Annotated in this window: 23 protein-coding genes; 12 read left to right on the forward strand and 11 right to left on the reverse strand. The window is 42.3% G+C overall.

Annotation, left to right across the window (positions count from 1 at the left end):
• Positions 1-305: 305 nt before the first annotated feature.
• Entirely contained in the window at positions 306-1,178 is an 873-nt protein-coding gene (gene speB, locus UN64_RS06215) for an agmatinase (protein WP_077360716.1), read from the reverse strand.
• A 60-nt stretch (positions 1,179-1,238) separates the two neighbouring features.
• Complete coding sequence (gene speE / locus UN64_RS06220; RefSeq protein WP_077360718.1) at positions 1,239-2,066, reverse strand: polyamine aminopropyltransferase; 828 nt, start codon at positions 2,064-2,066, stop codon at positions 1,239-1,241.
• Between the two features lie 883 nt (positions 2,067-2,949).
• Between speE and UN64_RS20795 the strand changes: the two genes are divergently transcribed.
• On the forward strand, positions 2,950-3,102 hold the full coding sequence (locus UN64_RS20795; RefSeq protein WP_171978806.1) for a hypothetical protein: 153 nt from the start codon (positions 2,950-2,952) through the stop codon (positions 3,100-3,102).
• A gap of 331 nt (positions 3,103-3,433) precedes the next feature.
• Here the strand turns inward: UN64_RS20795 and UN64_RS06230 are convergent, their stop codons facing one another.
• Complete coding sequence (locus tag UN64_RS06230) at positions 3,434-4,720, reverse strand: amidohydrolase (RefSeq protein WP_077360722.1); 1,287 nt, start codon at positions 4,718-4,720, stop codon at positions 3,434-3,436.
• Positions 4,721-4,835: 115 nt separating this feature from the next.
• Between UN64_RS06230 and UN64_RS06235 the strand changes: the two genes are divergently transcribed.
• On the forward strand, positions 4,836-6,899 hold the full coding sequence (locus tag UN64_RS06235) for a transglycosylase domain-containing protein (RefSeq protein WP_077360724.1): 2,064 nt from the start codon (positions 4,836-4,838) through the stop codon (positions 6,897-6,899).
• Positions 6,900-7,302: 403 nt separating this feature from the next.
• Here the strand turns inward: UN64_RS06235 and UN64_RS06240 are convergent, their stop codons facing one another.
• On the reverse strand, positions 7,303-7,842 hold the full coding sequence (locus tag UN64_RS06240) for a YwhD family protein (protein WP_077360726.1): 540 nt from the start codon (positions 7,840-7,842) through the stop codon (positions 7,303-7,305).
• Between the two features lie 164 nt (positions 7,843-8,006).
• Here UN64_RS06240 and UN64_RS06245 point away from each other — a divergent pair, with 164 nt between their 5' ends.
• On the forward strand, positions 8,007-9,320 hold the full coding sequence (locus UN64_RS06245) for an NCS2 family permease (protein ID WP_077360728.1): 1,314 nt from the start codon (positions 8,007-8,009) through the stop codon (positions 9,318-9,320).
• 54 nt (positions 9,321-9,374) lie between these two features.
• Here UN64_RS06245 and UN64_RS06250 read toward each other — a convergent pair whose 3' ends face one another.
• On the reverse strand, positions 9,375-9,815 hold the full coding sequence (locus tag UN64_RS06250; protein ID WP_077360730.1) for an immunoglobulin-like domain-containing protein: 441 nt from the start codon (positions 9,813-9,815) through the stop codon (positions 9,375-9,377).
• A 111-nt stretch (positions 9,816-9,926) separates the two neighbouring features.
• Between UN64_RS06250 and UN64_RS06255 the strand changes: the two genes are divergently transcribed.
• On the forward strand, positions 9,927-10,136 hold the full coding sequence (locus UN64_RS06255; RefSeq protein ID WP_077360732.1) for a hypothetical protein: 210 nt from the start codon (positions 9,927-9,929) through the stop codon (positions 10,134-10,136).
• Positions 10,137-10,184: 48 nt separating this feature from the next.
• On the opposite strand, the gene UN64_RS06260 is transcribed toward UN64_RS06255, so the two are convergent.
• Positions 10,185-10,688, reverse strand: a complete 504-nt coding sequence (locus UN64_RS06260) for a YwgA family protein (RefSeq protein ID WP_077360734.1) — start codon at positions 10,686-10,688, stop codon at positions 10,185-10,187.
• 30 nt (positions 10,689-10,718) lie between these two features.
• A complete protein-coding gene (locus UN64_RS06265) occupies positions 10,719-12,002 on the reverse strand; it encodes an HD domain-containing protein (protein WP_077361179.1) in 1,284 nt (427 codons plus the stop codon).
• 479 nt (positions 12,003-12,481) lie between these two features.
• On the opposite strand from UN64_RS06265, the gene UN64_RS06270 reads away from it, so the two are divergent.
• Together UN64_RS06270 and lipL are read left to right on the forward strand one after the other, a co-directional pair.
• The gene (locus UN64_RS06270; RefSeq protein WP_077360736.1) at positions 12,482-13,282 is read left to right on the forward strand and encodes a class I SAM-dependent methyltransferase; all 801 of its coding nucleotides are present in this window, start codon (positions 12,482-12,484) and stop codon (positions 13,280-13,282) included.
• On the forward strand, positions 13,282-14,115 hold the full coding sequence (lipL, locus tag UN64_RS06275) for an octanoyl-[GcvH]:protein N-octanoyltransferase (RefSeq protein ID WP_077360738.1): 834 nt from the start codon (positions 13,282-13,284) through the stop codon (positions 14,113-14,115). Before UN64_RS06270 ends, lipL begins: the two co-directional genes overlap by 1 nt.
• A gap of 220 nt (positions 14,116-14,335) precedes the next feature.
• On the opposite strand, the gene pta is transcribed toward lipL, so the two are convergent.
• Complete coding sequence (pta, locus tag UN64_RS06280; protein WP_077360740.1) at positions 14,336-15,316, reverse strand: phosphate acetyltransferase; 981 nt, start codon at positions 15,314-15,316, stop codon at positions 14,336-14,338.
• A 487-nt stretch (positions 15,317-15,803) separates the two neighbouring features.
• On the opposite strand from pta, the gene UN64_RS06285 reads away from it, so the two are divergent.
• From UN64_RS06285 to gerQ, 5 genes are all read left to right on the forward strand, one after another.
• A complete protein-coding gene (locus UN64_RS06285) occupies positions 15,804-16,130 on the forward strand; it encodes a four-helix bundle copper-binding protein (protein ID WP_077360742.1) in 327 nt (108 codons plus the stop codon).
• Positions 16,131-16,243: 113 nt separating this feature from the next.
• Positions 16,244-17,020 (forward strand): sporulation protein, encoded by a 777-nt coding sequence (locus tag UN64_RS06290; protein ID WP_171978807.1) that lies wholly within the window; start codon positions 16,244-16,246, stop codon positions 17,018-17,020.
• A gap of 75 nt (positions 17,021-17,095) precedes the next feature.
• Positions 17,096-17,839 carry a hydrogen peroxide-dependent heme synthase gene (hemQ, locus tag UN64_RS06295; protein WP_077360746.1) on the forward strand — a complete coding sequence of 248 codons (744 nt, stop codon included), beginning with the start codon at positions 17,096-17,098 and terminating at the stop codon, positions 17,837-17,839.
• A 411-nt stretch (positions 17,840-18,250) separates the two neighbouring features.
• Positions 18,251-18,682, forward strand: coding sequence for a cell wall hydrolase (locus tag UN64_RS06300; protein ID WP_077360748.1), 432 nt, complete (start codon positions 18,251-18,253; stop codon positions 18,680-18,682).
• Positions 18,683-18,694: 12 nt separating this feature from the next.
• Positions 18,695-19,171: a spore coat protein GerQ gene (gene gerQ / locus UN64_RS06305; RefSeq protein WP_077360750.1), complete on the forward strand. Its 477-nt coding sequence runs from the start codon at positions 18,695-18,697 to the stop codon at positions 19,169-19,171.
• A gap of 69 nt (positions 19,172-19,240) precedes the next feature.
• Here the strand turns inward: gerQ and UN64_RS06310 are convergent, their stop codons facing one another.
• Together UN64_RS06310 and UN64_RS06315 are read right to left on the reverse strand one after the other, a co-directional pair.
• On the reverse strand, positions 19,241-19,612 hold the full coding sequence (locus UN64_RS06310) for a DUF423 domain-containing protein (protein ID WP_077360752.1): 372 nt from the start codon (positions 19,610-19,612) through the stop codon (positions 19,241-19,243).
• 112 nt (positions 19,613-19,724) lie between these two features.
• Positions 19,725-19,952, reverse strand: a complete 228-nt coding sequence (locus UN64_RS06315; RefSeq protein WP_066294082.1) for a YvrJ family protein — start codon at positions 19,950-19,952, stop codon at positions 19,725-19,727.
• Between the two features lie 206 nt (positions 19,953-20,158).
• On the opposite strand from UN64_RS06315, the gene UN64_RS20800 reads away from it, so the two are divergent.
• Positions 20,159-20,329, forward strand: coding sequence for a hypothetical protein (locus UN64_RS20800; RefSeq protein ID WP_156774322.1), 171 nt, complete (start codon positions 20,159-20,161; stop codon positions 20,327-20,329).
• A 175-nt stretch (positions 20,330-20,504) separates the two neighbouring features.
• Here UN64_RS20800 and UN64_RS06320 read toward each other — a convergent pair whose 3' ends face one another.
• Positions 20,505-20,828: a YwdI family protein gene (locus UN64_RS06320; RefSeq protein WP_077360756.1), complete on the reverse strand. Its 324-nt coding sequence runs from the start codon at positions 20,826-20,828 to the stop codon at positions 20,505-20,507.
• Positions 20,829-20,986 lie beyond the last annotated feature (158 nt).

Raw genomic sequence — 20,986 nt, forward strand, 5'->3', positions numbered from 1 at the left:
AGGCTACCCCGTTTGATATGGGGTAGTTTTTTTTGTTTATGCAAGAGATTTAGGGTATACAGCGCGCGAAAATTGTAATAGAGAGCCGACTCGTGGTTATATTTTTTTATCCGTGGAATTAATTGAGTTTAACCTGTAATAAAAGCCATTTACCGTGTAATAAAGTCATTTAGTGTGGAATTAATCACTAACATACCAAGCAAGGTATAAGCTAAGGATCCGTTTCGGTCGCCGAAACTGTACATATTCCATTAAAACAAAAGGATGCAGTCCCATAATGGAACTGCATCCTTAGAAAAAACTTATTATTTCACCCAGCCAAGCAAGATTTCACGAAGGAATTTGCTTGCTGCGATTGGTGTTTGTTCTGATGGGTCATAGATTGGAGCTACTTCTACTAAATCAGCTCCGATAATATTGATATCTGCTTTTGCAATCAACTGAATCGCTTCAAGAAGTTCTTTAGACGTGATGCCGCCAGCTTCTGCTGTTCCTGTTCCAGGTGCTGCAGATGGATCAAGCACATCGATGTCGATCGTCACATAAACGTTGCGTCCATTTAATGTCGGAAGCACTTCTTTTAAAGGCTCTGCGACATCAAATTTGTACATATGCATGCCGCTTGTTTTAGCGAATTCGAACTCTTCACGCATGCCTGAACGGATTCCGAAAGAATACACGTTTTCTGCTCCGATTAGGTCGCAAACTTTGCGGATCGGCGTTGAGTGAGACAACACTTCTCCTTCATATTGCTCGCGAAGGTCAGCATGTGCATCAATATGAATAACCACATAGTCCTCATATTTTTGCTTTAACGCTTTAAATACTGGCCATGTTACAAGGTGTTCTCCACCCATTCCAAGCGGGAACTTGTTATCAGCCAATAATGAAGAAACGTACTCTTCAATCATATCGAGTGAACGTTGTGGATTTCCAAAAGGCAATGGAATATCTCCTGCATCAAAGTAATTCACTTCTTCAAGATGCTTGTCCATGTAGGGGCTGTATTCTTCCAGTCCAAGTGACGCCTCACGGATTCTAGCAGGACCAAAACGGCTGCCAGGGCGGAACGAAACAGTCCAATCCATCGGCATTCCGTAAAGTACAGCATCTGCTGTTTTATAATCAGGTTTGCTTAAAATAAACACATTTCCAGAATAAGCTTCATCAAAACGCATAAGTTTTACACTCCTTATATGTAAAATACGGGGAGCTCGCAATCAAGCTCCCCTCAATTTTTATTTCAATAGGTCACTTACGAACTTCGGCAATGCAAATGCAGCAGTGTGAAGCTGTGGTGTCCAATATTTTGTTTCGATATCGTGGAAACGCTCAGCTGGTACTTCTAACGGATCGTGTTTCTTTGAACCGATCGTGAACGTCCAAAGTCCGCTTGGGTAAGTTGGGATATTTGCTGTGTAAAGACGAGTGATCGGGAAGATTTCGCTAACATCGCTGAAAACTTGAGAGATCAACTCAGGTGTGAACCAAGGGTTGTCTGTTTGCGCAACAAAGATTCCGTCTTCTTTAAGTGCTTTAGAGATTCCTTCATAGAATCCTTTTTCAAAAAGCTTAGCAGCAGGTCCAACAGGCTCAGTTGAGTCAACCATGATCACGTCATACTCGTTTTCGCTTGTTGCGATGTGCATGAAGCCATCATCCACTTTCACTTCCACACGCGGGTTCTCTAAATCACCAGCGATTTCAGGCAAGTACTTTTTAGAATACTCGATTACTTTTCCATCGATCTCAACAAGCACTGCTTTTTCAACAGATGGGTGCTTAAGAACTTCACGGATTACTCCACCGTCTCCGCCGCCAACTACTAAAACGTGCTTAGGGTTTGGATGCGTGAAAAGAGGTACGTGCGCTACCATCTCGTGGTAAACGAACTCATCTTTTTGTGTTGTCATGACCATGCCATCAAGGATCAGCATGTTTCCGAATTCTTCTGTTTCTACCATATCAAGCTTTTGAAATTCTGTTTGTTCAGATACGTATGTTTTGTTAATCTTCATCGTAATTCCGAAGTTTTCTGTTTGTTTTTCAGTAAACCAAATACTCATGTTAGTCTCACTCCTAATATATATTTGAAATGCCAGGCATCGTTGTTTCGTTCTTTTACAAACAAAATGATTATAGCATTCCAGGACCTAAGATTCCAAATCATTTTTTTAGAGAAATGAACACCGAGAAATTAAGTCATTTAATTACAAGCCCACACTCAATGATTCCCTATTCTGCTCCAACTAAAAATAGTACATTCACCCTGTTTCTTTCGGCTGACTTTTTACCTGCCATTAAGTGGTATAATGAAGATAGCGTTCAGAAGGACAGACGGCCGGCGCATTCCCTTTTTTTAAACTGAAGCTGGACATCTCGCTGTATTTGCAGCTTACAGTTAAGGGGGGTGATGCCTCTGACGATCTTTGAGGCGTTGATGTTTGCGGTCGCTTTTAGCTCGCTTATCGTTACTGTCCTTACGTCTAAAAATAAATAGGCCTCTGTCACACGTGTAAAGGCACCCGGGTTTTCGTTTAGAAGACCCGGTCTCGCTTTTCCGGCTCGTGTGTCCCTTCTGGCGCGCCAACCGTCCGTGTATTTTGCACGGGCGATTTTTTTGTTTCCCCTGATGTAACTATTTGAAGGAGTTGATTTCCGCTCCTGGGGCTCGCTTTCCGGGGGGGGTGTGCGGTGAGCCTTTTCTGCGCTTTGCGCCGTTAGGAGTCTCACCTGTCCCACTAATCCCCCAGGAGTCTCGCCCCTTCCCCTCCAATCAACTTGTCACCGAAGTTTATAAAATAACGATTCCCAGAAAACAATCTTTTCAAAAAGAAACTCTTTTGAAATATACCTAGTACCCAGCTAACTATAGTAATGCTGCCGTCCTCTCTAGCTCGCAAGCTTGTATAAATTACCATTCACAAAAACGTCAAAAATTATCGAAAAATGTCGAAACGTGTATTTAGAGTATTACGTCATTATCTCGAACAGCGAAAACGAGGAAAAGACCCAGTCTTTTATGCAGACAGCATCCCTGAAATTGGAGATCTGGAAGCATGGGAAAAGTCACCTGATAAAGAAGAACAGAGAGTTTCATAATGTATGTATGAAAAAAGCAGCCGCAGCGGTTTAACCGTTGATGGCTGTTTTTTCGGTTATTGATCAGAAATCCGCAAGTAGATGGCGTTAAGATGTCCATATGGAAGGGGCAAAATTCGAATATTGTTCAATTCAAACAGACATGCAATTTTTATCCACGGTAACCAGATATTTATGAACGGTAATCCTAATTAAATTCACGGTAAATTATTTTTTATCAACGGTAAAAGTAGATTTATGCAATTTTCGACAAACGACTACTAATGTATGCCTTCTCTATTCAAAAATAAAAAAACAGGAGAAACATAATTATTTTCCTGTTTTCATTCCATTAAAGCCGTCCCAACAGCTGCTTCGTCCGCTCTTTCGCGTTTGCCATCACTTTTTCTTCGTCTATTGTTTTAAGCTCGCGGCCACGCATCACGATTTCCCCATCGATGATCACCGTGTCAACATCTTGTCCAGTCGCTGCATACACGAGCAGATTTGCTGTTTCATGACCAGGCGTTAGATGCAGTTTGTTCATATCCATCATGATTAGGTCAGCTTTTTTTCCAATTGTTAATGATCCCGTTTCCTCGCCTATCCCTAAAATATCTGCTCCGTTTTGTGTCGCCATCGTTAGTACATCATGGGCGCTCAATATAGCAGCATCCTCGTACTTCAGTTTTTGAAACCAGCTCGCAGCCTTCATTTCAAAAAACAGATCAAGCGAACTTGCGCTAGCCGGCCCGTCTGTTCCAAGACCAACTTTAATCCCCGTTTCAAGCAGTTTTTTTACATCACTAATGCCGCATCCCAGTTTTGCATTACTGACCGGATTGTGAATAATACCGCCCTGAACGGACTCTAGAATTTTATAGTCTTCATCATTAAAATGAACACCGTGCGCAAGCAGAACCGGCCGTTCGAAAACACCTGCTTGCTGCAAATATTGAACAGGTCTCATTTGGTATTTTTCTAAAATCATATGCTCTTCATCTTTCGTCTCAGCAAGATGAATATGCAGAGGCACGTCTTTCTCTTTAGAAAGACCAACTGCTCCTTTCAAAAAGTCTGGAGGACACATATACGGAGAATGGGGAGCGATCATCGTTGTCACTCTGCCATTGCCTTTCCCGTGCCAACGGTCAACGACTTCAGAAGCTTCCCGCAAACGCCCTTCATAATTATCATCCATCGCGATAAGCCCGCGTGCAATGACTGCCCGGATTCCAGATTCCACAGCCGCTTCAGCTACATGATCCATTCCGATATACATGTCTGCATAGGCAGTCGTTCCGCTCTTGATCATCTCTGCCATGGATAAAAGAGCTCCCCAGTATCGGTCTTCGTCGTTCATCTTCATTTCAAGAGGCAGCATTTTTTCGTTCAGCCATGTCATAAGCGGCACATCATCACTGTAGCAGCGCAACAATGACATCGGCGTATGCTGATGCCCGTTTACTAGCCCCGGCAAGGCGAGCATGCCTTTTCCGTCTACTTTTTCGATAGATTCTTCATATGTAAAGTTTCCTATATTCTCAATCTTGTTTTCTTTTATAAGGATATCACCAGAATTAACGGTCCATTTGCCATCTTCAGCCACCGTCATATAACGAATGTTTTGTATCAGCATTTTCCGTACCTCCTTCATCTTCTGCCATTATAGCATTTCATTTTTTCTTACGTTTAAGAGAAGCTTTTTTTCACCATACTAGATAAGAAAAAGTGGATTTCAAGGAGGGCGGACTATGAAGTTTTGGCAGATTTATAAAGAAGCTACGAAACAGCAAAAGATACGCTGGATCAAAAAATGGGGACTTATTGCCTCAGGAAGTCTTGTTCTGTCATTTATAGGACTTCTGCTGCTTGCCAAACTCATGGGTCCGCCTGCCCTTTTAGTACCGCAAACGACCATCATGTACGCAGCGGACGGTTCTAAGATGGGCGAGATCAACAACGGAGGACAGAACCGATACTGGCTGCCTCTCAAAAAAATTGATAAAGATATAATAAAAGCAACTATTTCTATTGAGGATAAAAGCTTCTATAAACATAATGGGTTTGATTTTAAGAGAATTGCAGGGGCTCTGCTAGCTGATATCAAAGCAGGCTCTAAAGTACAAGGAGCAAGCACGATCACACAGCAATATGCCCGCAACCTCTTCTTAACGCATGAAAAAACATGGCGCAGAAAATTTCAGGAAGCTTTTTATACTCTGCGTCTCGAAATGAGTTATTCAAAGGATGAGATTTTAGAAGGTTATTTGAACACGATCTACTACGGACACGGTTCATACGGAATCCAGTCCGCTTCAAGGTACTATTTTGGGAAGAATGCTGAAGATTTGACGCTCGCAGAATCAAGCATGCTTGCAGGCATTCCGAAAGGTCCGAGCTACTATTCTCCAATTCTTCATGAGGAAAACGCAAAAAAGAGACAGGAAATCATCCTTTCGAGTATGGCCGAGGACGGTTCTATTAAAAAAGGAAAGATAAAGGACGCCGTTTCTGAAATGTTAACTTATGTTCAGGAAGAGGACGAAGAAATCACAACAGTCGCACCCTATTTTCAGGATGCTGTTATGCGTACGCTGAAAAAGGAACTCAACATCAATACAAATTCCATTCAGTTTGGCGGTCTGCGCATCTACACAACACTTGATCCTCACATGCAAGAGGTCGCAGAGCACACAATTGAAAACCGGATTATTGATAACAGCGATATACAGACTGCGCTTGTAGCGATGGATCCGCGCAGCGGTGATGTGAAAGCATTAGTTGGCGGGCGTGATTTTGAAAAAAGTTCGTTCAACCGCGCTCTCCAGGCTAGAAGAGCTCCAGGCTCAACCTTTAAGCCGTTCCTTTATTACACAGCACTCGAGCATGGGTATACAGCTTCAACTCCTATCAAGTCTGAACCAACAACATTTGCTATGGCAGACGGAGTGACGAATTACAAGCCTAAGAATTTTAAGAACCGCTACGCAAACGACTTTATAACGATGGCACAAGCACTCGCTCTTTCCGACAACGTATATGCGGTAAAAACAAACCTTTATTTAGGACCGGATAAACTTGTGAAAACAGCTAAAAAATTCGGCATTAATAGCGAACTGGCCAGCATTCCTTCTCTGGCACTCGGCTCAAAAGCAGTCGGAGTTTTAGAACTCACGAATGCATATGGCGTTTTTGCAAATGGCGGAAAGAAAACGGACCCTGTTTTTATTACGAAAATTACCGATTCAAAAGGTGAAGTGCTCTATCAGCATGAATATGAGAGTGAACAAGTCATTGATGAAAACAAAGCATTTGTCATGACAGACCTTTTAGCAGGAACGTTTGATGAAAAACTGAATGATTATACGAGTGTAACCGGATCAAGCATCAATCATTATCTGACGCGGCCGATGGCTGGAAAGTCTGGCTCCACACCAAACGACAGCTGGATGGTCGGGTATGCACCACAACTCGTAACCGGTGTTTGGGTCGGATACGATAATAACGAAGAGCTGCACGATGTGAACGATACAGGATATTCGAAGCGGATCTGGGCGTATTTTATGGAAGGCGCATTGAAAAACAAACAGATTTTGTCCTTTGAGCAGCCAGAAGGTGTAACCGCGGTAACGATCAACCCGCAAAACGGAATGCTCGCTACAGAAAGCTGCCCGGTCACGCGCATCTCTTATTATGAAAAAGGAACAGAGCCCGTAGAATTTTGTGATGAGCACGGCGTTTCTAACGAAATAAAAGAAAAACTGGAGAAAAAGGAAGAGAAAAAAGGCTTTTTCAAGCGGATTTTTTCTTGGTGAGGTGTTGGACCCCTGTCAGCTGGGTTGCTGACAGGGTTTTTTGCTGCACTAATCGGTTCAGAGTGACCCGAATCTTCGTTTCGATTTAAATCAAAAAGTTTTGGATGTGAATCCAAAAGTTTCAGCCTTCAATCCAGAAATTCAGGCTGTGAATCCACGAGTTTTGACCCTTTATCCACGAGTCGACACTCGTCGGCAATTTCCGACACGAGCGCCCATCTTGTTTGCTCCTTCACCCTAAAAATGATCAAAATAAAATGCCCGAAACCTATACGAGGGTTCCGGGCACTTTATTGTCCTAGAAACATTGTGTGTACAATGCTACCTATTAGTTTAATGGAAGTGCTTTCTTGTCACAAGTTTTTTAAAAAATGTTCAAAAAAGGTTCATAACTTTGCCATTTTTATTCCACTAAAGACTTGATTTCATCTCCAGAACGATTGAACATCCCTTCATCATGCTCTTTTAAGAAATTTCCGAGTACTCGGCGAGCGTTCACATCCATATCCTCAACGATGACTTTACCTTTCATGGATTTATCCATGCGATTCACGTGTTCAGGCAAACTCTTATAACCTCTTCGTGCTTCAACATCTACTTGCATCTCACAAGCTGTTAAGCCGAAATAATAGGGCCCCTCTGGACCGCGGTTGATTGTCACCCAAACAAGCCAATACAATCTTGGGTTTGGCGTATCTTCGCGATTCGGAGTGAACTTAATGCGTTTTTCAACATCGCTTCGAGCGTGCATAGCGCCCATATCGATATACGCTACAGCGTCTTCCACATCTACAATTACAGGCGTAACGTGATCCAGCGTTAAGCTTCCTACACCGTATCCGCCATGACCGTCAGTCGAGTCACCTGAAATAATGGTGAATCCCATACCTTTTTTCTTTTTATCGCCGTCTTTGGCGTTATTGGAATTGAAAAAATCTTTCATGCTTCCAGCTCCTCTAAACATTCATTGTTAACACGTATTGTATCACAAAAAAGAACAAAAACTCTTAGAAAGAAACTTATTACAAATAGGTTGAATAATTACCTAAAAACGAATATTATATAACATGTAATTATAAATCGTTCGTATTTTGGAGGTTCAAACTTATGCTTTCATCGTTTTTTAAGCTAAAAGAACTTGGTACAACAGTAAAAACTGAAATTATGGCGGGTATAACCACCTTTTTAACAATGGTCTATATCGTTATTGTTAACCCGATTATTCTGCACTCAGCTGGTGTTCCTTTTGATACAGTCTTTATTGCAACGATCATTGCCACAGTTGTCGGAACTTTATGGATGGCATTGCTCGCTAACTACCCGATTGCCATTGCACCAGGGATGGGATTAAATGCGTATTTTGCATTCTCAGTAGTAGGAAACAATACAAATATCGATTATCGCATCGCATTCGGAGCTGTTTTTGTAGCGGGTATCCTATTTGTTATTTTATCGCTGACTCCGTTTCGTGAAAAATTAATCGAGTCGATTCCAGCAAACTTAAAGCATGGAATTACAGCTGGTATCGGACTTTTCATCGCTTTTATCGGTATGCGTTTAACAGGAATTATCGTTGCACACCCTGAAAACTTAGTTGGGCTTGGCAACTTGCATTCGCCTACAGTATTGCTCGCACTCGGCGGACTTGCGATCACACTTATTTTAATGGCTCTTAATGTGAACGGTGCATTGTTCTTTGGAATGATCATCACTGGTGCTATTGCTTACTTCACAGAACAGCTAAAATTTGATGGATTTGTAGCAGCACCAAACTTACCAAAGGAACTATTCATTTTCGGTGATCCAATCACAGCATTCGGAGATGTGTTTCAATACGGATTATATGCTGTCGTATTTTCTTTCTTGCTCGTAACAATCTTTGATACAACCGGAACGATGGTTGGTGTTGCAGAGCAAGCCGGTTTGATGAAAGGCAACAAAATGCCTCGTGCGCGCCAGGCGCTTCTAGCAGATTCAGTAGCCACAACTGTCGGTGCAGCTTTTGGTACAAGCCCAACAAGTGCTTACATTGAGTCTTCATCAGGTGTTGCTGCAGGCGGACGTTCAGGTCTAACATCCGTAGTCGTTGCCATACTATTTATCGCTGCTGCATTCTTCGCACCGCTAGTAAGTGCAATCTCAGGTCTAGCAGCCATCACAGCTCCAACATTAATCATCGTTGGAAGCTTGATGCTCGGTTCACTTAGCAAGATCAACTGGAACGAGCTTGACGAAGCATTCCCGGCATTCCTAATCATCTTAACGATGCCGCTAACTTCAAGTATCGCGACAGGAATCGCACTTGGATTTATTTCTTACCCAATATTAAAAATCGTTAAAGGCAAATATAAAGAAGTTCCATTCTTAGTTTATTTGTTTGCTGTATTATTTTTCTATCAGCTTGCCTTTTTACCTCACTAAATTTCAAAAGACCGGTATCAGCTCTTATCTGCTAGAGCTGAATCCGGTCTTTTTTTATTTCTTCTCAAACACTACTGCTACCTCATGCTTCTCTTCTTCTGCAAAAAAGGCTTTCGACACTCGGTAGGTTCCTGCTTCATGATCCTTTAGCTCAATGGGCTGTTCGTAGTTTTCGCCTGCTTTCACCATGATCATCTGCTCGGTGAACATTTGATCTGTATTTACCTTGTCCCATTTACCGTCTTCCCACTTTTCAAGAGTAAAAGCTACTCCTGTTCCGACTTCTTTATCCGAATTGTTTTTCAACGTTAATTTTGCTTCTTCACTGCCATCTTCAAGATTAACTTCTGCCTTCACACCAGCTTCTTCTCTAGGCATATCATTTTCTGCCTGAGGTGCCCCGCTCTTTTTGTCCTCTTCAGGTGCTGGCTTACTGCCGCAAGCGGCAAGGAGAACGAGCAGGCATGCCATAAAAATAAGCTTCATGTTTTTCATCACTAAGCCCTCCTTTTTCCTATTAGTCGCCATCAGAATTAAAAAGTTTCATATAAACTGTCGTTTACAGTATTAAAGAGGTGGATAAGCTGTTAACAAAGGGGTGCTAGCATGAATATGTTGCTTGTTTCAACTATTTTATTTTTGATGTCCTTAGCCCTTGGAATCGGTTATTACGGCACTCGTTTATATGAAAAAAGTATTTTCTTAGGTTTTGTAACTACTCTCCTTGGGTTTATCATTCCGTTCTCTTTATTTATCGGTTTTATCTATTTCTATGGGTTGTATCATCACGGTCACCCTCTTCAGTTTAAATGGTAAATAAAAAACCTGTCCTTAGGCTAAAACAGCCCTTAAACAGGTTTATTTCTATTGTACTCGATTTTTTAAATTTGAAATATAAGCAAAAGCTTCATCCATTTCTTCTTCCGTATACTTCTGCTTCGCTTTAACCGTTTGAACCTTCTCCTTGATCTCATCTGCATCAAACTTATCAAAATACATGATCGTTGATACGAGCTCCAAGAAACGGGACGATTGTTCATTCATAGATCGGACGCAATCACCCAGCAATTCGATCTCAGCTCCGTAAGTAGAGAGTAGCTTCTGTCCTTCTTCGTTTACAGCATATCGGTATTGAGAGTAGCCGCTAACCTTTTCCTTCACTTCATGTATGTAACCCATGTTGCAAAGTTCCTCAATCTTCAGTGTCAGTTCTTCAGAATACGGTCCATAAAAATGAAACTGGTACTTTTCTTGAAAAGGAAAGTTTAACTTTTTCGCAATGTATACCATTTTTTGAAGCTTTTTTCGGCCAATCACTTCCCCGGCTTCCTGAATCAGAGTGACAACTTTTAAATGATCCTCAAACACAGTACGTTCCCCCTAACATCCTTTTTCGTTCTATTTATGTAAAATTTCTTTTATCTTCGTTTTCAATGATTCATCCTTAATGCCCTCGATCAGATCCATCGGAAAATATAGCTTATGATCGGTGCGGCGCTTTCCTGATATGGCTTCAACCACATCTGATTCTCTTGACAGCTCCCGAATCTCTCCGTTTGGTTTCAGCAGATTAATCGGCAGCCGCTCTTCTTTTTCACCAGGACGATAAAAATCGTACGGAAGATCAGAAGATGAATCGACGACAAGATAGTATTTCGGATTGATACCCGCTTCCTGAAAATAGGCAGACAATAAATGGCCGTCTGTAAATGACACCATTTCAGTATACTTAAATAATTTTCTGTCGATAAAACGGATGCAAAGATCACTTAAAATCGGATCCTCTTCATCCATCCAGCCTTGAAAATAATAATGAATGACACCCTCGTCGAGTGATATATAATCCTCTAAAGACACGCTGCCTTCAAAAAGTGTCTTAAAATGAGAAAGCTCTCTTTTAAATGTATACCCTGTTTCGTAAAGCTCCTTCGCCCGATGAAGAATTTTACTTAAAATCACTTCCGCACTGCGCGTAACAGGATGAAAATAAACCTGCCAGTACATCTGATACCGGCTCATAATATAGTCCTCTACCGCATGCATGCCGCTGGATTTAATGACAACGCCATCCTCTGTAGGCCGCATCACGCGAAGAATTCGTTCGATATCGAAATTTCCGTAGCTGACCCCAGTAAAGTACGCATCACGCAGCAAGTAATCCATTCTGTCCGCATCAATCTGACTGGAAATCAGACTTACTATCAGCTTGTCAGGATGTGTTTTCGCAATCACTTCTGCAACCTGCTTCGGGAAATCTTCTCCCATTTGTAAAAGTACGCTATTCACTTCTGTATCACCTAAAATGATGTCCCGGCTGAACTCCTCATGGTCCACCCCGAACACTTTTTCAAAGGAGTGAGAGAACGGACCGTGTCCCACATCATGTAAAAGCGCTGCGGATAGAACGAGAAGACGCTGCTCTGGATCCCACGTTTGTTTTTCTTGAAAAATATCTATGATTCGCCTTGTAATCTCGTAAACACCAAGAGAATGACTAAAACGGCTATGTTCAGCTCCATGAAACGTTAAATATGTCGTCCCCAGCTGCCTGATTCTTCGCAGTCTTTGAAACTCGCGCGTACCGATCAGCCGCCAGATCAGTTCATCCCGAACGTGAATATAGCGGTGAACAGGGTCTTTAAATACTTTCTCTTCGTGCAGCTTTCCTAATGGTTTCGCCATTGAATTTTTTCCTGCTCCTTCTATCAGCATTTATAGGTAAGAGTTCTCTTAAAAAAGAAAAATCCCTTCCTCAATAATCATGTTGAGAAGGTATTTTCTGAAAGGAATCTGTGATTGATTTAATAGAATATACCCTATTGTATCGTGTTATTAACTTTCAAAACAACCACTATTTTTTTCTATATGTCTCTCATTTATATCGGCAAAAGGTGCCATAAATCCACCATTTTCTTCCCCTTTCAATATGAGTTATACTAGATAAAGCTTATAACGGAAATGATAGTTTTATGTGGATTAACGTTGATTTACGCTTCAGGATGTTCGCTTTCCGAGGGGTGTGAGGTGAGCCTCCTAGCGCTCTGCGCCTTCAGGAGTCTCACCTGTCCCACTCATCCCGCTGGAGTCTCACACCTTACGCTCCAATCAACTTAACAGAGTAGCATACTCAACTTTTATATATATTGCAGGAGGAACAATACATGGATCAAGAACGAAGATTAAAAAATGGACAGGCATGGAGCAACTCTTCATATCAGGCTTGGGTCAACCGTTTTGGCGCGCCTGAAAAAGCGGTGTCCCGCATTTTAAAGGATCCAAAAAGGCGTCTTCAGCCACTCGACCAATATGTTGGGGATGTGTCTGGCAAAAAGATCGTTAACCTTTTAGGATCACACGGCAGTAAAGCAGTCGCTTTGTCTTTGCTTGGAGCTGATGCTACAGTTATCGATATTTCAGAATCAAACGCTGCATACGCACGTGAACTGGCTGAAGCCGCTGACGTAAACATCCGCTATGTTGTTGAAGATATTTTAAACCTGCCTGCATCAGAACTGACAGGTGATTATGATATGGCCTTCATGGAAAACGGCATTCTGCATTACTTCACCGACTTGAACGCTTATTTTGAAGTAGTCGCAGGTCTATTAAAGCCGGGCGGAAAACTGATTCTGCAAGACTTCCATCCCGTTTCTACAAAACTGATAGAATCACAAGGCAAAAGCCAGGCTGTAAGAAAACATAAAGTCACAGGTGATTATTTTAGCGAAGAGCTTGTAACGATGGATGTCGCTTACTCCAAGTTCCTGCCTGAACTGCAATATGCAACTTCTGAAGAACGGGCTCCTTTTCAGGTTCAAATCCGCCAATGGACGCTTGGAGAGATCGTTACGGCAATCGGAAGCAAGGGCCTTTGGATCAAACAGCTCGTGGAAGAACCACACCCAGACGAACTGGACCGCGGCATTCCAAAATCATTCATTATCGTTACGGAGAAACTGTAATGACGAATCATCTGTTAGAGCAGCCAACATGGCGGCTGATCGATCAGTCTACGCTCGGACCGGGATTTGATGCAAGACAGTCTTTTGCAACCGACGATACCCTATGCACATCAATCGGAAGCGGAGACTCGCCCGCCACGGCACGCACATGGGTCCATCACAATACGATCGTCCTCGGCATTCAGGATACACGGCTTCCTTATCTAAAGGACGGGATCGATTATTTGGAGGCACGCGGCTATCGGGTGATCGTACGGAATTCCGGCGGTCTTGCTGTTGTACTGGATGAAGGTGTATTGAACATCTCACTCATTCTCCCTGAAAAAGAAAGGACAATCGACATCAACCAAGGCTATGACACGATGACAGCATTAGTGGAGCAGCTCCTTGAACCTTATGGAACGTCATTTGAAGCCTATGAGATCGTCGGCTCTTATTGCCCGGGAAGCTATGATTTAAGCATCGGCGGGAAAAAATTCGCAGGAATCTCTCAGCGGCGCATGCGCGGCGGTGTTGCGGTGCAGATCTACTTGTGTGTGGATGGCAGCGGTTCAGAGCGTGCGGCGCTAATCGGCGAGTTTTACAAGCGGGGCTTAAGAGGCGAAACGACCAAGTTTCAATACCCTGAGATCAAGCCTGATGTTATGGCGAGTTTGGCGGAGTTGCTAGACCGTCCGCTCACGGTAGCAGAAATCCACGCCCGTCTATTAAATGTGCTGCACAAAAACAGCGAGCTCTTTTTCAGCGGCCAGCTATCATTGGAAGAAAGCGAGCTGCTTCCAGGAAATATACAGAGAATGTGGGATCGAAATGAGAAGGCACTGTCACTTTAAGTGGCAGTGTCTTTTTCAGGAGAACACCAACATTTTTTGTACGGTAGAGAAGAAAAATTGTTCGGTCGGGCCACCTTTTTGTTCGGTTAGCGTTGTTTTTTGTTCGGTTACGTGCAATTTTTGTTCGGTCGCCCATTCATTTGTTTTTTTCACAAAGAATTTGCAGAAAAAATCCTGTTTTCCATAAGAAAAAGCCAGCTCACTGAGCTGGCTTTCCTAATTATTTTACGTCTAATGACTGCATCGCTGTAATCAATGCTAATTTATAAACGTCTTCTGCATTACAGCCGCGTGAAAGATCGTTAACAGGCATGTTCAACCCCTGCAAGATCGGTCCGATTGCTTCAAATCCGCCTAAACGCTGAACCATCTTGTAGCCGATGTTCCCTGTTTCAAGGCTTGGGAAGATAAATACGTTCGCTTCCCCTTTTAGCGGTGAATTCGGCGCTTTTTTCGTTGCAACAGACGGTACGAATGCTGCGTCGAACTGAAGCTCCCCGTCATACATAAAGTTCGGGTCCATCCCTTTAAGAATTTCGAGTGCTTCCACTACTTTTTCAGTCTCAGGCGAAACAGCAGATCCTTTTGTTGAAAAAGAAAGCAAAGCGACTTTCGGATCAATACCGAAAACGCGAGCCGTTTCAGCAGAAACTACCGCAGATTCAGCCAAGTCCTGGCTGGAAGGTGCAATGTTGATCGCGCAGTCAGCGAATACGTACTTCTCGTCGCCGCGCACCATGATAAATGCACCTGACGTTTTTTTAACGCCTTCTTTTGTCTTAATAATTTGAAGAGCCGGGCGAACCGTGTCAGCAGTTGAATGAGCCGCTCCACTTACAAGCCCTTGAGCCTTTCCAGTGTATACGAGCATCGTGCCAAAATAGTTTTCATCCATTAAAATCTTGCGTGCCTGCTCTTCTGTTGTTTTCCCTTTACGGCGTTCTACCAATGCATCAACTAATGCATCAAACTCTGGATATTCAGATGGGTTAAGAACTTCTACTCCATCAAGTGAAAATCCACCAGCTTCTGCTTTTGCTGAAACTTCGGATTGGTCTCCTACTAAAATAGGCTGCAAAACTTTTTCAGAAGCTAGACGGCTTGTTGCTTCTAGAATTCTTTCATCCGTACCTTCAGGAAAAACGATAACCGGATTCGCTGCTTGTACTTTGTTTTTTAAATCTATAAAAAGATCGCTCATGAGAAAAATAGCCTCCTAATAAATCAGTTTCTGACTCTGCAATTTACATTCCCTATTAGGTTACTCCTTTTTTATGTCCTTTTAAACCTATCCATGCAGTTGAAAGCGCTTGATAGAAGAAGTTCTTTTATTTTGAATTTTTAAACGTCTATTATTGAAGGATGTTGAATTCTGCTCCAGGGTACTCGCTTTCCGCGGGGCGTGCGGTGAGCCTCCCTATCGCTACGCGCTGACGGGGTCTCACCTGTCCCACATCAAGGAAGTATCCTTGCTCCTGCGTCTACAAGTCAATGCTACAGATGTGAGCTTCCTCGTTGCATGCCTGCGAGAAACTTCTCATGTGGTAGGCACGCACCCTTACGCTCCAATCAACTATTCAAAGTAGCATAGTCAAAAAACGTTATAACAAAAGTTTAAAGCACTCGTTTAAAAGTTGTGTCTCCGGGAAACCTTTAACTGAAATCTTATTTAGGGAGGCGTTTTTGGAATGCACCAAACTTATCAAGAATGTATCGATGAATGCCTGCGCTGCATGCAGGCGTGCAACCATTGCTATGATGCTTGTTTGCAGGAAGAAGATGTTAAGATGATGGCGAATTGTATCAGACTCGACCGTGAATGCTCGGATATTTGCAGCTTTGCCGCAGAGATGATGGCGCGAAACAGCCCATTCATCAACGAAATTTGTGAACTATGCGCGAAAGTTTGTGAGGCTTGCGGAAAAGAATGTGAACAGCACGATCACCAGCACTGTCAGGAATGTGCGAAAGCTTGCTTCAGATGTGCAGAAGTTTGCAGAAAAATGGTCGCATAATAAAAACGATGGAAACTTTCTTCCAAATTGGAAGAGAGTTTTTTTGTTTGCAGATGAATCTTTTTCCTTTTCCTTCCGTAAAATTGAGAGATAAATTTGGAGGAGGAATCAGCATGTCTTTTGTTAACCGTATGTTGGCTAGTGTAGGAATTGGAGCAGCAAGGGTAGACACGATTTTAGATAAGGATACTTACTCACCTGGCGAGACCATTACAGGTATGATCAAAATAGAAGGCGGAAAAGTGGATCAGAACATTGATCATATCACCCTTTATGTGATGACAGAATTTTACCGTGAAGTCGATGATAAAAAAGTTCGTGATACAGCAGCGATTGAAAAAACAACGGTTGGCACAAGTCTAGTTGTAAAGGCAGGAAGCTCTCAAGAGATTCCTTTCTCGCTTAAACTTCCATATGATACGCCTTATACACTTGGACACACCCCTGTTTGGATCAAGACAGGTCTGGATATTCAGATGGCCTTTGATCCAACGGACAACGATCAGATCCGTGTACACCCTGATGCTGAAACTTCTGCCATTTTTGATGCGATTGAACAGCTTGGATTTAGACTTCGCAAAGCATATTGCGGATCTGCTCCGCGCTATATGCGCCGCAGACTTCCTTTCTTGCAGGAATTCGAGTACGTACCAACTTCAGGTGCTTATGCAGGGAAACTTGATGAACTTGAAGTCATTTTAGTTCTGCAAAGTGACAGCATCGAGCTTTTAATGGAGATCGATAAACGAGGAAAAGGATTATTCGGCATGCTGGAAGAAGCGATGGACCTTGATGAAACGAAGGTGCGCATGACCCTTTCACGTACTGAGCTTCAAAATCCATCAAACGTAAAAGCAAAGATCAAGCACACTCTCCGTCAATTCAGCTAACCCTTTTTGGATTCGTCCATACTTATGGTATATTTGTAGGGACGTGTTTATTTTTAGCAGGGAGTGAATAAAAAGATGAGTGAAGCAGCTATTACACTAGAAGGCTGGTATTGCCTTCATGATTTCCGTGAGATGGATTGGGCCGCTTGGAAAACGCTTACGAGTGACGAACGCGGATACGCGATAAATGAATTTCTAACGTTTCTTGAAAAATGGGAAAACGTAGAAGCAAATAAAACAGGCAGCCATGCCCTATACAGCATCATGGGTCAAAAAGCTGATTTTATGATGATGCTTCTTCGCCCAACAATGGAAGAATTGAACGAGATCGAGAACGCATTTAATAAAACAGCTTTTGCTCAATATACGATTAAAGCTTATTCTTACGTTTCAGTTGTAGAGCTAAGCACATACAACCCGCAAAACGAGAACGGCGAGATGGATCCGATGATCAAAGCCCGCCTGTTCCCTGAACTTCCTAAGTGGAAGCATGTTTGCTTCTATCCAATGGACAAGCGCCGTGACGGTGATGACAACTGGTACATGCTTTCAATGGAAGAGCGCAAAAAGATGATGTACTCCCACGGTATGATTGGCCGCGGATATGCAGGTAAAGTAAAGCAGATCATCACTGGATCTGTCGGCTTTGACGATTGGGAATGGGGCGTAACACTGTTCTCAAACGACATGCTTCAATTTAAAAAATTAGTATACGAAATGCGCTTTGATGAAGTAAGTGCACGCTTCGGCGAATTCGGATCTTTCTATGTAGGAAACATCCTTACAAAAGAAGCCGTGCCTGCTTTCTTGCAAGTGTAAAGGGATGAAAGATGACTCGTTATATGATGAGTCATCTTTTTTCTTGTCAAAAACACTCGAAATTTCTATAAATAAATTTATGTGTGGATATAATCAAGATTACCCTGCATAAAATGTTCGTTACCGTGGATAAAAAGAAGATTACCGTGCAATTGCAAAATGACATCCACTCCAAATAACATCAACATGAGATGTCCATTTCACAAATACACTCCTTTATATCCCCTGACTTCCTTCTTACATTTCATTGAAAAAAATGATCTCGCCTCTCGTCATTCCCTTCATAACCTCATGAATTGTGAAACTTTCATCGACGATGGTCTAGTTTTCCAAAAAGGCTCATACACTTATATCGAATGTTCTGTTTCCCTGCTTGTACACCAAGAATCAACACATAGAGGGGGAAGGCAATTGGCTGTCATTAAAGCAAACAGTAAAGATATTGACCTGCTTGCCCGTTTAATACGTGCAGAAGCTGAGGGTGAAGGCGATCAGGGCATGCTGCTTGTGGGTAACACTGGGGTTAATCGAATTCGCGGCAATTGTCTTGATTTTAAAAATATCCGAACGATGCAGCAGATGGTGTTCCAAAGGCCAGGAGGATTCGAAGCAACGATCAAAGGTTATTTTTATCAGGGCGCACGCGAGAACGAAAGAAGACTGGCAAGGAGAGTTATCAATGGTCAGCGTTTTCATCCTGCTAGAAACGCATTATGGTTTTTTGATCCAGGTGGTGCTTGTCCGCCTACTTGGTATAACCAGCCGCATTCTGGAAGCTTTAAGGCTCACTGCTTTTATCAGCCGAAACAAAGTGATTGTCCGAATGTGTTTAACACCTTTTAGGGAGGTTTGTTGATGAATAATTTTAATCCTTATTACCGGCAGCAAAATGGAATGAATGGTATGAACGGTATGAATGGTATGGGTGGCATGATGGGAGGCATGGCTGGAATGGGCGTGCCGCAGGACATGGCACAAAGCCAGCAGGCACCAGGAGTAGGCGGCGGTCCAATGGCAGATATGGCTGCACCGGGACAGCTTCCGCTTGAGCAATCCTATATTGAGAACATTCTTCGCCTCAATAAAGGTAAGGTCGCAACGGTTTATATGACTTTTGAGAACAACGAAAAGTGGAATGCAAAAGTTTTTAAAGGAATCATTGAAGCTGCAGGCCGTGATCACATTATCCTAAGTGACCCGCAAACGGGCAAACGCTATTTATTATTAATGGTATATGTAAACTATGTAACGTTCGATGAGGAAATCAATTATAGCTATCCATATGGAACACAGCAGCAAACCGGGCAGCTCTCCCAATACAGCCCGCGCTGATAAGAATAATTAAATGTCTGGTCAAGACAGGTAAAAAAAGGCGTCCCCACTAAAAGGAACGCCTTTTCATTATGCTTTTACAACCGAAATGATCAGTAAGATCCAGCCAACGATAAATGCTACTCCTCCAAGAGGAGTAATCGGCCCGAAAAACTTCATGCCTGTGTTCGATAAAGCATATAAGCTGCCAGAGAACAGCAGAATTCCGACGAAGAATGACCACCCCGCTCCATTCAATAAAGCAGACGCCGGCCATTTGCCGAGCAGAATGCCAACGGCAACTAACGCCAAAGCATGGTACATATGATATTGAACACCTGTCTGGTACACGTTCAGCATGTTGCGTTCTGTTAATTTGGCTTCCAGAGCATGTGCGCCAAAAGCTCCCAGCATAACCGCAAGCATGGCATTAACCGCTCCTAATATTAGAAAAAGCTTCATAGTTCCACTCCTGTTTTTCTTTTATCTTACCATTGAAACTCACCGAATCAAAAGGTTGCCACAGGATTGTAAAGAATTTGGCGGACAACTCGTCCATGATAAAAAAAGAACGCTAACGTTGTTTGGTTTGGCGTTCGGTGTCCAGCATCCGGACGTATTGATCGATCTTTCGTTCCAGCTCCTCTTTTTCAACTAACTCTGAATGCAGTTCTTTAATAATTCCCTCGAGACTCTGAATCCGCTTTTCAAACTGAAAGAGCAGGTATCCTGCAATCACAATAGGAAACCCTACATTACCGAGGAGATTTACTAAGTTAAGCCAATCATTTGCTTGAGTCATTTTTGTTTCACCCCTCATTTTTTTCGAACATTTATCGAACGTATGTTCGTGAATTAATTATAAAACGAAGGAGAATTTTTTACCATCATTCCTTTTTCATATTTCAATTTTGATTCCTTAGACCTACACAAAAAATAGGTTTAAATAATTTTTATAGTGGAATAAAGATACTAAGACAGAACAAACAACAAAGGAGGAACAACAAAATGGAACTTATTATTACGATGATATATACAATTTTAGGACTTGCCACTCTCAGTTTAATTGCAACAGCAGCTGCAGTTTACTTTTCTAATAAAAAGATCAACGAAAAAATTGAAATCGCAAAACGTAAAGATGAAAGAATGGAAAACCAACATACGTACGTATCGATCTAACAGCGTTTAAATAGACGCTGTTTTTTTTGTGCGAAAACCTGGATTTTTATATTTTTGTGCGGTTGCCTATGATAATTGTACGGTTACCCGAAATTTTTGTTCGACCATAAACCCCATGCACCTAATAAACAGAAAAAACCCGCTCCAAAGAGCAGGTTTTCACAAAATTTTTTACTTAAAAATCAAAAATGGAATCTCCATTTCCGTCATCATCGTTGTTGTCATCGTCATCATATTCCATGTCATAGTCCATCATGGATTTTTTGTGGCTTTTGGTTGGAGGAGCAGTCACCATGCTCATCGGTTTTTGAACGGGATGCGAAGGAACCCACTCTTTTGCTGAAGGATGATCGTCTTCTCCTGCTTCCATCATTAATTCGCACAATGTATGGATGGCTGTCACATGTTCTCGAAGCTTAGAAGAGTTTTCTCCTAATTGCTTGATCTCCGCGAGATGCTTTTCTATTTTTTTCGCAAACTGGCTTACTGGTATATTCATCTATTTCACCACAACTATCTTTTTTTCTTATTCTATCAAACGGTTCAACAGAAATAAAATGACGCAGAAAAAGACAGCTCTAAATAAGCTGCCTTTCCTCTCCAAATCCGCACAATAACCCTCATTAACCAGCATGGGTCCGGTGATCCAGACCGCAC

The sequence above is a fragment of the Fictibacillus arsenicus genome, assembly GCF_001999465.1.
Lineage (GTDB): Bacteria > Bacillota > Bacilli > Bacillales > Fictibacillaceae > Fictibacillus > Fictibacillus arsenicus.